This is a genomic window from Ruegeria sp. O4 (genome assembly GCF_056535125.1).
The window spans coordinates 24,862-41,015 of the sequence record NZ_JBQERO010000018.1 but is presented as its reverse complement, the minus strand read 5'-3'; the positions used below and the strand labels follow the sequence as shown (position 1 = coordinate 41,015).

Genomic DNA, 16,154 nt, shown 5'->3' with positions numbered 1-16,154 from the left:
GCGGCGCATGAAGGATAAGGGTTTTGCTCCGCTTAAGTAAATGACCCTTTTGGCGAGTTTCCACGAGCAGCAATCATAGCAATTCTTGTCTTCGTGCCAAACTTGGTTCTGCGTTCCTTTATCTCTGCCTCCAGTCTTTCGAAGATCGGAATGTATAGTTCGCCGTCAGAACGATTTTGGATTGCGCAGGCAACGTACTGAAGATGACATTCTAGTTGTTCGATTGTGATATTCATCGGGCTTGGCCTCTATTTTTGTTATTGAGAACCTTTTGCCTAGCCTCGGTTAATCTGATGTTAAGTAAGTCTCGTTTTGCCATTGGTTAGCATTCGGCCAGCCAAAAACTGCAAACTGAACGTACTCTACTTAGACAAAATCCTGAAATGTCTGGTCTTCCCCTTATTCTGCTAACTCCAGTTCGAATTCGACTTATTGCCCTCACTCCAACCGGCGGCCAACTTCTGCTCCATCATCCAGAATGCTCTATGAACGCAACTCGATCCTCCCCGCCATCGACCTTGCCTTTGGTGAGTGTTCGCAAGAATGGATACGACCGAACTTTCGGCCGTATCTTGCATATGTTGGCAGCCTACTTGCCCGCTACTGAAATTCGCTGAACTTCGCCGACAAGTTTGTCTAAGCTGGCCGAAATGTCCTTTCGCGAGCCATAGTACAGGGCTTTCTTTTTTCTGGATCTCTGATTTTTGGAGACACCCGGCCAAAATTCGATAATTCGCGGGCTCTTATCGTCAAACTTCCCATGTAGATACAAACTACATGGCGAATCTGACATTAGCTTCGCGCGGTGGAGGTCGATGCTGGCAGTTTGGGGATTGGTCCAGATCTCTGACATGTATCTGGCACAGTCTCTGGGCGACAAGAACAAAAGGCCGTGAGTCTCGATTGCCCGTTCGATCCGGCTGCCACCCTTTTTGAACTCCCGCCACTCTACAACCTTCTCTACGGTGGCGTTGATGACAACGGGGCTAAGGAGGAACACCTGCTTTGGCTCCTCGTTGTATGTCAACCTGATCCGGTCAATAGCCTGTTCGACTTCAGCTTCGCGTATCTGTCGCAAAATGCGGTCTCCCCAAGGATCAACATGGGCTGAGACTTTCAACACAGTTGGATCTCCTGTTGTGCGAATTGCCCTTGGGATTTGCACAAAGTCACTGCTGGTGAATGTGCTTCCTGCGGCTGATGCATAAGCTCGTGCTTTCTCCTCAACACCGGCCAGAGGTGGTTGTTCGCGACCGACAACAACAACTTCTTCTCGGTTCTCCCAGCGGTTTTGACCACGCAGCTTACCAAAGTGCCCAAAGCGGGTCGGATCGTCGATTTCCAAGCTTTCCACAATTGCCTTTGAAGCAAAGACAGCTGCACTTGGACGCCTTGCTATGACTTGGTTGACGTGTTCGCGCAGCGCGTTGTTCTCGTTGATTTGTTTGTCCGTCAGTGCTTGCTTCTTAAATTGCTGCTTGCACAGTCGTCGTTTGGCGAAATTGCAGCCCAGCACCTGTGTAACTTGGGCATTTCTTTCGACTGGGTAGTAGTGGTGTGTGAGGTTCTGACCAAAAGCGATCCTACAAAGATCTGGATCGGCAGTGCCGTCCAAGTGCAAGAAAGGCTGGGTAAGACCGTGTTTAAGTTCGTTGACCGCAGAAACAGCAAATCCGGGTTCAGTTTTTGAGTATCCGGCGCCGGTGCTAATTTTGAACACCGATGCACAATTCTCGTTTTCGCTTTCAATTTCGGATGCCAGGCCTCGAAATAACTGTTGCATACGACGTGCAAGGAGCGCTGGGTGGTTGGCCAAGTTGCGCTTAATGGACGCTGACCATGACGTCGCATTACCTTCCTTCGCGGAATCCATTGAATAGGCAACTTGGGAATACAAGCTGGATTTGGTAAATCGTTCCAAATCTTCGATTGCGGTCTCCAGAAGGTTTTTCGTCACCCCCTCATTTCGAAGAGCCCTAAGCGAGACCTCTGCACTTGCGCCCGCTGTCTTCAACAAAGCATTTTTTATTGGGTTAATGGCGCGTTCTTGTTCTAAAAACGCCTCACAAACCTGAATGCTTCGCGCTTCATCAGAGACATATATGGGCTGGCGGGCCGGGAGTATCTTGTCTACCAACTCAGAATAGCTGACCTCCGTCGCTTTAACCGAAAAGTCCCTGGGACGCTCATCGAAGATGACCAAGTGCGGCACTGCTTCACCAGGTAGTGGCAGATAAGCGTACTCATGAGCAGCAAAAATCACGAGGCCCTTCTCTGCCTTCAGGTACCCTTCAATTGCCCGCTCTTGCCGCATGTAACCACAGCTGTCTTTGAGCGGGCAGCGAGGGCAAATAGTATTCCGGATGCTCAGACCAGCTTGGGAAAGCACCGCGGCACTGTCGTGCGCGTGACACATTTTTGTACCTTGATCCGTCGATACCGGGTCAGGTCGGTTACGGCCAAGGAGACCGATTGCGGGCGGAGAATTCTCCAGCGCGTTTTTGCAATAGTCTTCGAGCGCTTCCGAGACCTTGTCATGATCTGGCAAGAGCATCAAAGTTACGAGCCCTTGCGTCTGGTGCAGTGCGCCGGCCACACCCCGCCTTCCCACCAGAGTTGAGGTTTTTCCCACACCCATGGCCCCTGATAGCAGGTAGCGTGGAGGAACACCTTGGCTTTCCAAACCTTTGCTTGCATTGGAGTTGAACTCCTTGGCTTTCCTTACCCACGATAGGATTGTCTTCGAATGCAAAGCGATTGCTGCCTGGCGTTCAATCGTCGGGGCTTTAAAGAATGGTTCGAGTGCTTCCAGACTTCCATTTGCTCGTAGCGGACGCTTCAACCCAGCCTCAAAACCGTTTTTGACGGCTTCACAAAAGCGCGCGTGACCCGATTTGGCGGCGGAGTACAACAAGGCACCAAGAGCAAACTCATAACCTATTTCGCCCCCGGCGACATATCCGCCGATCAATCGGGCTTCGTTGTAAATTTTTGTGTTGCCGGTATTCGAGCTCTCAATTTTCTGGCAAGACGCAAGGAGAACTGTTTGGCCAGCCTTGGATGTTCTCTGATTATTGCGAACTGCGCTGGGTTTACTTGCTTTGCCTTGTCTTGGTTGGTTTTCCCTTGCCAATTCAGTCTTTGGCTTAGGTGGGCTTGGGAAGTTAATACTTGTAGTGCCAAGGCAAGCCTTGGCTTTCTCGAACACCCCAGACCGGGGCAAATCTTCCAGCGGATCCGTGATGCCATCGAAAACGGGGCGGGCGACATAGTTTGGCTGTGCCGGTGAAGCGAGCCGCTGATCACTTCCCACGGTCTTGAACAAGTGTTTGCGTTCATAAGCACGCAGAGGCCGGTCTGCCAAAATCCAGAAGTGGAATTTCGCGAGATGCTCTTTTCCTTCGGTCGCTGCACTGGCAGACGCCTGCCAAAAGACCGATACTTTCTGCATAGCAGGTAACCGGTTGCAAATCCGATCCCAGGTCCACTTCGCCAGAGCCTCTGGGTCGTTCCATCCAATGTGGTCAGGGCTTGATACGTCATCCACATCAAAATGAAGCAGGTAGGATCCCGAGTCTTCGAGCGTTGCGGGCTCTTCTTTAGTTGAGTTTAAACGTCGAACAATCCTCTGATCGTTAGTGAATTCCGCTTTAACCGAGCCCACAACAATCATTTTGGTTGGATCGGCTTCAAGATCGCGCAACAAGCCGACAAGCGCATCAAAGTCTGAGATCGTAGCCTCTTTGTGAGTGAAATACTTGGCTAGGCTAAATTGTTCACACCCGCCGGGGTGAAAACGCTTGGTCAGCCTCTTGTTCCCCAATGCTTCTAAAATAGTGACCTTGATGTCTTCGGTTGAATACTCTTCATCAAATGTTTCTATGGCTTTCTTCGCCATCTGAACTGCTCCTGGAGCCCGTTGGCTGGGAAGCGTTCAGTCTTGTATTGCGTTGAAATAATCTTTCTCAAACTCATTCGAAGCAAACCCGGCCTCTTCGGCTCTCAATTTTTGGCTGGCGGAATTGCCTGCGAGTACAAGGTAGGAGGACTGGGTTTCGGTGGGATTTAAGAGACTATGCAGTTTGCCATCGAAAGCTTGCGTTCTTGCTTCGGAAGGCAAGCAAGGACTTGGTTAGCATTGGCAGAGCTTGGGAACTCAAGTCGTTCAAAGAAAAGGCAATTAATTTAAATTTTTCCGAAACCTCCATTTGGCAAACTGTCTCCAGAGTTAAAAAAGGAGATTTAAATTGCCAACTCTTTCATTTTGCTCACCAAAAGGTGGCAGCGGAAAAAGCACGACATGCATTCTGATGGCTCTTGAGATCGCTCGATCTGGGCTGTCCGTCATGATTTTAGACACGGACCCCAAGCTCTGGCTATCAAGCTGGTCAGGCCTGAAGCCGCTTCCTGAATGCATTCGGGTCCGGCAGGTCTCACAAAAGGATCTGACCGATGAAGCCTTCAGCGCGGCTGAGCAAGCGGACTACGTTCTGATCGATGTAGAAGGTTCCGATGATGCTTCTCTCATTGATGCCGTTCTGGTCAGTGACTTGGTTGTCGTTCCGACCAAGGCTTCCCGATTGGATGCCCTGGCAGCGGTGCAAGTTTTGAAACAAGTGCGCCAGAAAAGCTTGGTATCGCGGAGGAACATTCCAGGTCGAGTTTTGATGACGCAGACCGAGCCTGGTGCTGTTCAACACCGCATTACTGGTGAGATCAAATCTATCCTGAATCAGGCCAACGCTCCCTTAATGCGGACTCAACTGGCGGATCGCCCAATTTTCAAAGCCATGGTTAGTCTGGGAGGCGATTATTTGGAGTTGCCCAAAGAGTTCCAAGGTTCATCCCCTCATACGGCGAGAGCCAATGTCTCGGCCTTGGCGCGGGAAATTTCCGAAATCCTAACGACAGAATTGCAAGCAGCGTGAAAGGAGAGACCCAATGAAAACACAAAATCCAACTCAAGCCGCCGGTATTGGACATGTCGAAGAAAGAGCCGAAGGCGACATGCTGTTTCCAAGGACAGAGCGTCGTGCTCGAAACTCGTTGTCGGCAAGCGAACTTAGTCCTAGTAAACGGCGAGCCGCCGCGCGGACAAAAACGTTCACAGCGAACGTTAACCCAGAACTATATGCAGTGTGGGACGGCATTCGGGAGGGCAATGAACAGTCTGTTGTCCGAGCTCTCGAACTTTCCCTGATTGCGTTCCTGGAAAAGCACGGGAAAGAATTTGAACTCTAATAGTTTGTTTTCAAAGGTAAGCGTTGGCTTGCCTTGGGGTGCACTGCGATTAGATAGAAGCGCCTTCCTGTGGACGAGAAGACGCCAATGAGGGGCTTGAAAGAAATGCTACAGATCGCTGCAACAAAGCGATCTGTCGACCCCTAACTCAGTTGAAGCTAACTACCGCTGGCTTTGTGCCCAATCTTCTTAGGCTTGAGTTCTTCCAGATTATTCAACTATTTTATCAATGAATCCCAAAGTGTTAGCGTTTTCAAGAAGCGTTCGAACTTTCGAGCGGTCCAAGCCAGAACCGACTTCTGCATCGATTTCAAGTTTCAGTGAAACCTCCGCTCCTTGAATTGTAGTCAATTGCTCGACAATTGCTTCAACGATCTGATGCATGTCCCTAGCGGGTCGATCCGCAGACAACATTACAGTCCCAACAAATCTGGTAGGATCTGGCTCGGATGAAGCGGTTTCAGGTCCAGCAGACGAAGAAAGGCCGGATGTAGGCGATTGCTCAGTCGATCCACCACCCGGAGTAGAAGGTGTCGGCTCAGCTTCAGGCGATTGGACTTTTGGACGATGTTTTTCGGCCACGTCGCGCTGAATAATGACGGAGTCACTGTCGATTGTAACTGCCGCTGATGAATTGTTTTCGATTGCCAGCCCTTCGTATTTGCCAGTCCGCTCGTCCCAACGCTCGGCATAGGCAAACGGACCAGGCAACATGCCACCAATTGCTGCCTGAACCACTCTGATCAACGTTTCGCGATTCTTTAGACGCGGAAGGTACGTGTATCGATTTGAATACTCCCACAAATCCCTGAGGATCAGATGGCTTTTGTCCTGCCAAATGTTTTTCTGAATCTCTCTGTTAAGTCGCTCGGGGCCAATCTCAGGAAGAAGCGCTTCATCGCTAACAAGTTTTTTGCTAGCTCGGCCGAGTACGCCATCTTGTGCTGGAATTTTCGACGTAGTGTAAGCAACGTCCGCTTGGGCTGAATCTTGGTATGGGTAGACCAAGTAGCACCACGTTTCCTTCATGCGAGTTTGCGCAGTGTCTCTGGCTTCTTTTGATTTCTCTTTTGCCAAGGCAATATCGCTGGTCTTCAAGTCCAAACGCCCGGATTCCGCATCTCGAACGATACCATCCCATGCCAAAGAGGCCCTCATTGCATCCTTAAGGTTATCCAATTGCCGGTTTTCTGGAGCGATGAAAACAAGTGTATTTCGGTAAACCCGAGGCGTGCTTCCTCTCTGATGCAGAATATCTTTGATCTCCACCATCGCATCAGAGCTGTCTCGACCGTTGTGAGGATGCTTCACACCTAACACAACGACTCGAACGCCACCGGGCTCATCGGGAACCGCCGCAGATCCATCTGGAGCAACTTGAACAGTATCAAAATGACCACGATCCCCAATACCGTTGATATATGAAGCAAGAGCTTTGTCGATTTCTAGGTCAATCAAAGCATCTTCAAGTTGTCCCGCGCGATCTGCTGCGACCCTGTTGAGGCTCGCGGCCATTGAATACCAATAGCGCCCAAGATCACTGTGCATGAACTTGGCTTGGTTTGTTAGCCGACGAAGGGCATCCCCAAAGATCGCCACCTTTTCACCGGGTTGGACAACTCCAAGATTGATCTGCTTGTCATCTAGGCCTTTGTTCTCTTGTCCACTCAGGGGTGAAGTGCCCATAAAAACTGTTCGCGCAACGCGGCGAGTGGCAGAATACCGATTCAGGTTTGGAGCTCCTTGGTCGATCTTGTAGGGAGTGGAATTCACTCCATCAATGTCACCAGCAATGATAGACTGCCATGATACGTCTAAGTAGTGTAGCAACTCCGGCTCAACTCGTGCTGAACCAATGGCTACACTCCCCGGCATGATCATAACGGACTTGTCTTCTGACATCCAAAGCTCATGGATAACCTGGGCCATCAAACGCAGAACGCCTCTTGTGCGTTGGAATTTTTCTAACGATCCCCAAGCCGTATAGAGCTGATCGAAAAGGTCGGGGTGGATGGGATAAGCTTTCTCCAGTTTGCGTCGGTAGTCTTCGTCTGCGCAACCTTGGGGGAAGTCATTAGGGTTTTCGCGATAGAGTTTAGCGAATTGTTTTAAGGTGTTGTCCCGGTGCATGAACTTGTCACCGGGGATCTCCTTAAACAGCCGACGGCGCACAATTTCGTAGCTTTCTTCTTGCGAAGCCGGACGCCAAGAGCTCTCTACTCGGCTAAAGGTCTGTTTAAGGCGAATGAGAGCCTCCTGACCTCCTTCGCCACCTACTTCAATTTGTGAAGCTGGCAACGAAGCGACCAGTAATGTTTGAGGCGACGCCTTTACCGCTTCTGTCAAAGCCTGAACAAAAGACAGGTTGGCATCGAAAGATCCGGAAGGAAGGTCGGATATCTTATAAATCTGTCGAAGATAGGCTACCCATTCATCGATAAGGATCAGGCAGGGAGCCGCTTCTCGAAAGAGTTGTTCCAGTAGGTTTGAGCCCGGAGCAATACCCTTTTCGTCATGCTCTGCGACCAAAGCGTAGCCTCGTTCACCACCAAGTTGCCAAGCTAGCTCACCCCAAGTGGTCCGGATTGGCTTGCCGTAATCCTTCTCTCGCTTTGACTGGTCGGCAGGTCCGTAAGAAGTTCCAACAAGAACGGCCCGATTGATTTTTTCTGGCAGTGTCAAACCTTCCGAAGAAAGCAACTGATCCAAGCCATGCAAATCTTGCGCCGGTGTATCGCCGACCATATGGTACAACGCCAGCATGGAATGCGTTTTACCACCTCCAAAGTTGGTCTGGAGCTCTACGACGGGGTCGCCGCCTGATCCAGATAGGCGCTTTGCGGCTCCTTTGACCAATGTACTCAACCCGTCCGTGAGATATGTGCGTCCAAAGAACTCCTGTGGATCCCGATACTCAGGAGGCGCGCTACCATTGTGGACCTTAGCAAGATCAGCAGCAAACTCAGCTTGCTGGAACTCACCTGTCGCCACATCCTGATGGGGCTCCACCACTTCACGCCAAGGCAAAAGGCCCGCAACGGTTTCAGTTGCAATGGCCGTAGAGTTTGACTGGCGCCGTTCCTCGGATCTTACTTGCTCTGAAAACTTGGTTCGCAAAATGCTTTCACGCATCTTGCTGATTTCGGATGCTGAATCTCCGGCACTCACGGCTTCAAGAATGCGCCGCATGTTGTCCAAAGCGCGCTCTGTATCGTCGTAGGAAAACTTCGCGTCGTGAGCCAGTTTGTTTCGAACATCGGTTAGCTCGATGACGATGGATCGGTGACTCTTATCAAGTGTCGAACGGAACGCCTCATTCCAGCAACGGTCCATAATCTGGAGCAGCTTTTGAGTGTCGAGGGAGAACTTGCCGTTCGACTGCGGGCGCCAATGCGGGAACTTGGCGATCACTTCCTGTGGCCACCCCTTGCCCAAACCGGCCTCCAAGGATCGCATGACATAAGGCTGGAGACCCTTTTGCATATGCTCCATGCCTTCGAAAACATACTGGCGATTGCTTTTTGCCATTTGCTCGTCCTCAGATGTCCATTGCCGTCTGGCGGTTGGTGTCGATATCGCGGATCGTTGCTGCCAGTCGGGTGAGTTCAGTCCAGCCCGAGATCAGCGCATTGTAATGGGTGGCCTCTTTGGCATCCTGTCGTTTGTTCGAGCAGACGTCGTAGAGGTAGTAGGCTAGATCCTTGACCGATTCAGCGTTGTCACTACCGATCTTTTTCAGAAGAACCGCGGCGGCGTATTCGCCGTCGTTCTCCATAACCCGGATGACATGCTGACAGCCCTCCCAGATCGTAGGGTGATCGTCAGCGTTTGGATCCCAGTCTTCTTCCATCTCATCTCGTTTAAGGATTCGAACCTTGCCTGCTGAGCTGTCGACAATTCCGGCAGTTTTCACATTTTCAACAGAAATACCTCTTGCTCGCGCCAGATTATCAGCCGCGCCGTAGTCCCCCTTGTTGTTGCCGTGTTGCTCGAACCAAGTCGCGGCAAACCGGGTTTCGGCATCGAATTCGCCGTGCAAGTCGTTCAGAAACTCATCCAGCTCTGCATTTATGAGCTGGAGCGCAGTCTTGACCGTCATTGGGCTGTCATCAGCCTCAAGCACTGACTTGTAGCGCGAAAAAACACCCATGCCGGGGCCTATAGCCGATTGTGGCATATCAGCGGGGGAAACGTTGGCAGCCTGAAGCTCGCTAATGGCAGGAGGCAATTCGCGTTTCAACGCCCTAATGAACTCCGCTCGTGTAACCGTCTCTGCGGTGTCTTCCTTTTTGCGGCATACAAGGACAACTGAATTCGCCAATGCATTGTTACCCATTGCAATTTGGCGGGTACGCATTTCCGTTCGCAGGGGCCATGTGCCTACAATGGAGAACCCTGCATCGATAATAGCTTGTATGAATGTAGCCCAGCCAGTCGAACTTATACCTTCTGAAGACATCTCGCTTTGTTTGAAAGCATAATAAATTGCAGCTGGAACACTTGTATTTAGTTGACCTTGGACGTTTGACAGTGCTGACCTCATGCCATCCAAGAAGAATTCCTCCGCAGCTTCTTTGCTGGGGTGCAGGTATGTTGTTGCGACCAACTCTTCAGACTTTGGCGTTGCTAAAACACCGAGCAACTGCGGAAAAATACTTTTTAGCGCGGGGCGCATCCAGCAATAAAAGAAATCAGAGAGATCAGCGTAGGCAATGTTGTCGTAGTATGGAGGGTCAGTGTTCAAAACTGATCCGGCAGGTAAATCAACTGTTTGTGCGTCAGCCTGCCTGATATTGCCGTTATCACCTACAATAGACATCAAACCATTTTCGGCCATCTCATAAGCAGCTTTGAATGAACCGGTGGCATTGCCCATTGGGTTGGTCTCTGCAAAATCCCATAACATTGGGATCGCCTGGCGCCCAAAGACGTGTTGTGCCTTTTGTCCTACCGGATTCCAGCGAACCAAGCTGTTCCCTGACATTGCAACACGATCTATTGCAAAGGAAAGATATACACATACAGCGTCAGCATACGCATTTGCTCCTTGGCCGCCGTCTTGGAGGCGGGCATGGTCCAAAGCCAGATTGGATGATTTAGCATCAGCGAACACTTGGCTTCTAACCTCAGGCAGAAGAGTCAAAAAGGTCTGGAGCGCAACAAGTTGTCGATCTGTGAACATATCGCCAAAAACGTCAATCCCATAGTTAGAGACATTTACACGTGTCTTTCCAGAAAGTTTCGTCGTTGGGCGATCTGGTTCAAATGGTAGGTTCACGGGTAGCTCTTGGACTTGATCTGTTCCCAAGTAGATACGAGATCGAGCACCTTCAGCGACAACGGCTAATAACTTTTCACGAATTTCACCGTCTTGCCCCATCTTTCTGATGTATTCATAGCTAATTGGCGCGCCGCTAATTAAACACCTAAATGCCTGGCGCTTGCCGGCAGACGTTCCCGACTTGGCGGCGTCAAGCTCTACCGCTGTCCCTCCAGACCGAACTCGGTATTCAATGTCTTTTCTTGCTTTGTCTACAACTGGCTCAACCCATGCTTCCTTACCTTTCTTCGAGCTCAGCATGAAATTCGAGACGAGTGGAACATGTACATCTGAAAACGCCGGGTCTGGGCTTGGCACCGTGCGCGCCCAAATCCAAGCAATCACGGTAGCTTCACCACCGCCGTTTTCGTTTGGAAGGTCCACCTGCGGATAGAGATGCCCGACGCGCTCCAACGCCTTTCTGCGCATCCATTCACCATAGTATTTCACATCTTCAGCAAGTCCTTGGGCATTCCTATATCCGCCATGACCAGCCTCGTTGTCCCCCGGATGGATCGGCTCCAAATCCTTGAATTTTGGCGGGATCTCGACCATCGCCTTGCCGATCATTACCGCCACCGGATTCAGGTCTGACCCATAGGCAGGCAACCCCAACCGCTGCGCCTCTAGCGGGATCGACCCGCCTCCAGAGAATGGATCATAGACCGGAGGTAACTTGCCGCCGCAGCTCTTCCGTATCTCGGCCCGTGCGCGCTCAAGCACTTCTTCGTTGGTCGAGTTCTCCCACTTCACTAGGTCCTCGATGATCTGGAAAAGCCGCTTGCGTTCGGCCTCTACGGCTTCCTCAGTCGGGAACTTGTCCGGGTGGCTCGACGGATCGTCTACCAGCTGCGCGAACAGAACCGCCCGGCACGCTGCCAAGGGTCGCCGCGCCCACCACAGGTGCAGTGTCGAGGGATGCCCATGCCGGATCGACTTTTCTCTTGCCGAAGCTGCATTAATTGCCTCAAGCGGGATAGCGACTTCGATGAGTTTTTTCTTGTAGTTCATTTTCTTTCTCCGAAGTCAGTCCCCGATGAAAAGACCATAGACACCCTTACCCAAGTTTTGGTTGGCACTTTCACCGAGAAGCCGTTCAAATTGCTCTTCGCTGGTCAACGGTTCAACATCGCCGTCAACGCTGTTTGGGTCACGGGAAACTGGTATTCCAATCCCTCTATCTCCGAAAGGGGGCAATGCAAGATCGAAGCCTGCTCCTTGCCATCCCCGCATCAAGAATCGCAGCAACGACCCGCTCTTGCCCTCGTAGGCCTCAATGATGTCATGTGCGAACATTAGGCAAAAACACCCGAACTGATCGCAAGTTCGCTCGACTGTCAGACCTTTATCGAGCCTTTGGCTCTCAAGTTTAGAAGAGGTCGTGTCTAAGGAGAATGATGCAGATTGTTGCCCGGTCGAGAAAGAGGAAGAGAAGCGTGAAGGTGGGCAGCACCAGGCATGCGAAAACAAACAGTTTTCCTTTCCCGCTACAAAAATATCTTCGGCTTCAGGGAACACATAGAATGTACTGTTAGGGTATTTGGCTTCAATTTTTTCAAGGTTCTCGTACTGTTCGCCTTCAATTTTGATCTTTCCTTTCTGCTTTGCTTTGAATTGAAAGATCACTAGACGCCCGCCGATACCAAGAACCGTATCGATACCCGCCTTTCGCTCCTCAGCTTGAGTAAGGCCAAACCACTTTGGATTTCGATTCATAGGCATGATTGCGGCAGTCAGCGCTGCGCAGAACCGCACCTCAAAACTCTTTTCCGCGTATCTCACCGAATCTCTCCAGGAGCCGTGGATCGGGGCATCAGGCGGCTGATTTTGAACTGAATGGCGTTCTGGTCGAATGGAGGCTCACGTGTGTCAAGCGGGCCCAATATGTAACGAGGTTCGTGAACATAGCCTTCCCCAACTTGAACTATAGCCAATATGAACTTTTCAGGTTCGTTGAGCGAAGTGATCAATTCCTGACGGGTGATCATCACTGTGTCCGCGCTCTCGATCCGGCCTTTAACTTCGATAAAACGCATATGGTCCGACTTCGGATCATAGGAGGCGATGTCGTAACCAATCTTTTGAGCTGAGACGTCTTCAGGCCTATTACCCAATGCTCTTTCTGCCGACATGACAGCATCCATCGCCTTCAGCTCAATTTCGCGGCGGGCAATTGGATCTTCCGAAAATCCCGTTGAGTGTTCTGCGGCAGTCGAAGCCCCTCTTTGGACTAGTAGCCCTCTAGGAACGACGATCATTCCCCCTCGTACGCGAGGCGGTTGCGAGGAAATAAATCTTTCTTGTTCGATGAGTTGCAACCGGCGTTCAAGGCGTTCGGCTAGGTCCTCAGCTCGCCGCTGGGCGTTTTTCCAGTTGAGACGCGTTTTCTTGCCGGCTTTTTCCTCCTCCTGGAGCTCAAAAGCGCGGGAATCCCAATAGTTAATCTCCTTCTTGAGGCGCACCTTAACCTCGTGCTCAACTTTGTTTATTTCAGGTTCCCGGCGTTTTCGTACCTCGGTCAGGTGCGCTTGTGCCAGCTCAACAGTCGCGAATTGAACGACCCGCTTTTCAAGATCTGCGCTCAACCAATCTGCACTTAGATCATCCTTCAGAAGTTCGATCTCACCAGGTTTTGCTGCTCTAAGATTCAAGTGAGGAGCTATCCCCGCATTGGTTACCTGATCCGATGCTCCAATCGAAGCAAACTGAAGTTTTTGCGAGAGGATATTTGGGTTTTGAGAGCTAGTGAGCCGGCCATCCTGTACGCTGTGCTCCAGCAAATAAAGCGCAGAGAGATCGGTTCCATCGTCACTGTCATCGACCAGAACTGCACCTTGTTTCATTAGATGCTCATATTGTTCCCGGACGATGCTAATCACAGCCTCAAGCAACGGGTGACCTGGAAAAACGAACGCTGCGACAGGTTGCTGATTGATTTTGTCTTTCTCGAAACAGATACGCTCATACTTCTTTTGTAGTGGCGCACCTAAACCAATTTGCCGATCTCTTTCCCGTACGGATAATGGAACATGCGTAATTTCCCAGCGACCTTCTTCGCGGGCTCTGATTTGTCCGCCCAACTGTTTGAAAGCTTCAACGAAAAAGCTCTGTACATGGTGGGGTTGCAACCGCTGCGCCTCGGCGCGTTCCATTTCGAGGCGAAGCTCTTGCACACGAGCTTCGGGCATGGTGTCGTTGGTGAGCTGCCTTTGTTGCAGCAAATGTAGAAGGTGGCTCTGATCCACTGCACCATCGACCGTTTCGAATAACCGTGCCTTAACCTCGTCTTGTTCACCGTATTGGATCGCTTCAAATAGCAAGTCTCTCAGCGCGCGTTCTTCAAACAGTTCACCAAGAACGTCATAGACGCGCCCACCCAAAGCTTCTCGGGCCGCCTCAAGTTTGTCGAGAAGTCGAGCGTAGACTTCGCCTTCCCTTGTGTCGTTCGCAACGAGATTCCAGAGGTGGCAGACTTCTGTCTGACCAATCCGATGGATTCGGCCGAACCGTTGTTCAATTTTATTGGGGTTCCATGGCAGATCATAATTGACCATGAGGTGGCCACGCTGAAGGTTTACACCTTCTCCTGCTGCATCATTCGCGATCAGAACCAACAGTTCGCGATCCTGCATGAAACGTTCGACCACCTTGCGGCGCTCTTCGCGTGAAACTCCACCGTGTATGACATCCACAGCTTCTGGACGCCCGAGCCTAGCGGTCACTTTCTGACGCAAGTATTCCAGCGTGTCCTTGGGCTCAGTAAATATGATGAGCTTTCTCCGATGCCCATCGGCATCGGTCATTAGATCGTCATTTAGAATGCGGTCAAGCTGTTGCCACTTGGTATCCTGGCCAGAACCCAAAACGCCCAAAGCCATACTTTCAAGGCCTTTAAGCGTTTCAACTTCAAGTTCCAACTGTTCGACGGTTTCGGCAGTGGTCGCGCTTGTGGTTACAAGCTCTTCAAGCTCGTCGATTTCGTGCTGCCCATACTCGTCCAAATTTCGCAACATTTCATCGCTGATTTTCGGCTGATCGAATGATGCAGACTTCCCTTTGACAACAAGCCGAGCTTCTGCAAGCTCACTTTCCAAGCGCTCCCTACGACGTTTGAGGGACTGGTATATGGCAGCTGGGCTCGAAGCGAGGCGGCGCTGAAGGATTTGCAATGCGAACCCAACGTTGTTTCGCTTTCTTCCGTCTTCCTCAGCAAACCTCAGGACTCGGTTCATCTCATTCCGCACATATTCCGTAACGGCGGAGTAGAGTTCCGCCTCCAGAGGCGAGAGTTCATACTTAGCCGTATAAGCACGCCGTTCAGGGAAAAGCGGCCGACCGTCAAATCGCAACAATTCCTCCTTTGTGAGGCGCCGCATCATATCCTCGACATCGGCAACATGAACGCCATCCCGAAAACGCCCTTCAAACCGGTCACCGTCCAACAACGCCATGAAAAGTTGAAAGTCTTTCTCCTTCCCGTTGTGTGGAGTGGCAGACATCAACAGAAAATGACGGCAGACTTGGCCTAACTTCTGGCCGAGCTGATATCGTTTAGTGAACTTAGCTTCATTCCCAAAGAATGTTGCTGACATCCTATGAGCTTCGTCGGAGATAATCAGATCCCACTCGGTTGAAGATTGCAGCTTTTCTTGAAGCTCTTCGTTGCGAGCTAGAACATCCAAACGGGCGATCATGCGGTTGCAATCGTCGAACGGGTTTCCGGATCTCGTACTCTCAATCATGTCCCGCGTAAGAATGTCGAACTCTAAATTGAACTTCTCACCAAGTTCATCTTGCCATTGCTCGACAAGGCTTCCGGGAGCAACGATGAGACAGCGCTCTAAGTCACTTCGGGCGATCAATTCTTTGATCAACAGGCCTGCCATGATTGTTTTACCCGCGCCAGGGTCATCGGCCAGCAAAAACCTCAACGGTTGGCGGGGCAGCATTTCTCCGTAGACCGCGGAAATTTGATGAGGAAGCGGATCAACAAGGCTAGTGTGAATTGCGAGAAAGGGATCAAAGAAGTGAGCTAACTTAATCCTATTCGCTTCGGTTACCAAACGCAGCATTGAGCCGTCCGCATCAAACGACCAGCTCCGTCCGCGCTCTAAGACCTCCAGCCTGTGCTCATCGTCTCGAAAAATTGTGCTCTCAGAGACTTGCCCAGCTGCCGAACGGAAAACAATATTAACGGCCTGGGCTCCGATCCATTCTACCGATACGATTTCGACTGGTTGTCCGGGAACTACCCCAGAAACTCTGCTACCAGGTTTTATTTCTTCGAGTTTCACAAACTGTCCTAAACAAAAAATGTCGATCCTGAATCTACCCGCGCCACACCTGGTTACGATGTGGCTGCTGGGTCGGATTCTGCAATTTCCAGTTGCGGAATACCAGCCAAAGTACGAAGGATTTTTGGACTGAGCTTGAAGAACATTTCTGTAAAATTCGGAAAAATGCGCAGAGGAATAGATCTCATAGTCTGTTTCCACGGCGCCTAACGTGTACAGACTTCTTACTGTTGGGTTTGAACCACCTTCCCAGTCCTTGTTCTATGTAGATCATCTGTCCGCTAAGCGAGCATTCGGAA

Annotated in this window: 7 protein-coding genes; 2 read left to right on the top strand and 5 right to left on the bottom strand. The window is 50.8% G+C overall.

All coding sequences use genetic code 11. The features are described 5' to 3' along the window. Positions 1-589: 589 nt before the first annotated feature. A complete protein-coding gene (locus ACR0J7_RS16720; RefSeq protein WP_480915010.1) occupies positions 590-3,898 on the bottom strand; it encodes a hypothetical protein in 3,309 nt (1,102 codons plus the stop codon). A 349-nt stretch (positions 3,899-4,247) separates the two neighbouring features. On the opposite strand from ACR0J7_RS16720, the gene ACR0J7_RS16715 reads away from it, so the two are divergent. Together ACR0J7_RS16715 and ACR0J7_RS16710 are read left to right on the top strand one after the other, a co-directional pair. Next, the gene (locus tag ACR0J7_RS16715; protein ID WP_480915008.1) at positions 4,248-4,928 is read left to right on the top strand and encodes an AAA family ATPase; all 681 of its coding nucleotides are present in this window, start codon (positions 4,248-4,250) and stop codon (positions 4,926-4,928) included. Between the two features lie 13 nt (positions 4,929-4,941). Then, positions 4,942-5,241, top strand: a complete 300-nt coding sequence (locus tag ACR0J7_RS16710; protein ID WP_480915006.1) for a hypothetical protein — start codon at positions 4,942-4,944, stop codon at positions 5,239-5,241. 210 nt (positions 5,242-5,451) lie between these two features. On the opposite strand, the gene ACR0J7_RS16705 is transcribed toward ACR0J7_RS16710, so the two are convergent. Genes ACR0J7_RS16705 through ACR0J7_RS16690 form a run of 4 tightly spaced genes read right to left on the bottom strand, consistent with a single transcriptional unit; the run spans position 5,452 to position 15,855 of the window. Continuing rightward, the gene (locus ACR0J7_RS16705) at positions 5,452-8,769 is read right to left on the bottom strand and encodes a DUF499 domain-containing protein (protein WP_480915004.1); all 3,318 of its coding nucleotides are present in this window, start codon (positions 8,767-8,769) and stop codon (positions 5,452-5,454) included. A gap of 10 nt (positions 8,770-8,779) precedes the next feature. Next, entirely contained in the window at positions 8,780-11,572 is a 2,793-nt protein-coding gene (locus tag ACR0J7_RS16700) for a DUF1156 domain-containing protein (RefSeq protein ID WP_480915002.1), read from the bottom strand. 15 nt (positions 11,573-11,587) lie between these two features. Further along, complete coding sequence (locus tag ACR0J7_RS16695) at positions 11,588-12,343, bottom strand: hypothetical protein (RefSeq protein ID WP_480915000.1); 756 nt, start codon at positions 12,341-12,343, stop codon at positions 11,588-11,590. Continuing rightward, positions 12,340-15,855 (bottom strand): helicase-related protein, encoded by a 3,516-nt coding sequence (locus ACR0J7_RS16690; protein ID WP_480914998.1) that lies wholly within the window; start codon positions 15,853-15,855, stop codon positions 12,340-12,342. The genes ACR0J7_RS16695 and ACR0J7_RS16690 overlap by 4 nt, the downstream gene beginning before the upstream one ends. Positions 15,856-16,154: the final 299 nt, after the last annotated feature.

Excerpts from the sequence above, each read along its gene's own strand:
- ACR0J7_RS16700 (WP_480915002.1), bottom strand. The coding sequence starts at position 11,572 with ATGAACTACAAGAAAAAACTCATCGAAGTCGCTATCCCGCTTGAGGCA.
- ACR0J7_RS16710 (WP_480915006.1), top strand. The coding sequence starts at position 4,942 with ATGAAAACACAAAATCCAACTCAAGCCGCCGGTATTGGACATGTCGAA.
- ACR0J7_RS16705 (WP_480915004.1), bottom strand. The coding sequence starts at position 8,769 with ATGGCAAAAAGCAATCGCCAGTATGTTTTCGAAGGCATGGAGCATATG.
- ACR0J7_RS16720 (WP_480915010.1), bottom strand. The coding sequence starts at position 3,898 with ATGGCGAAGAAAGCCATAGAAACATTTGATGAAGAGTATTCAACCGAA.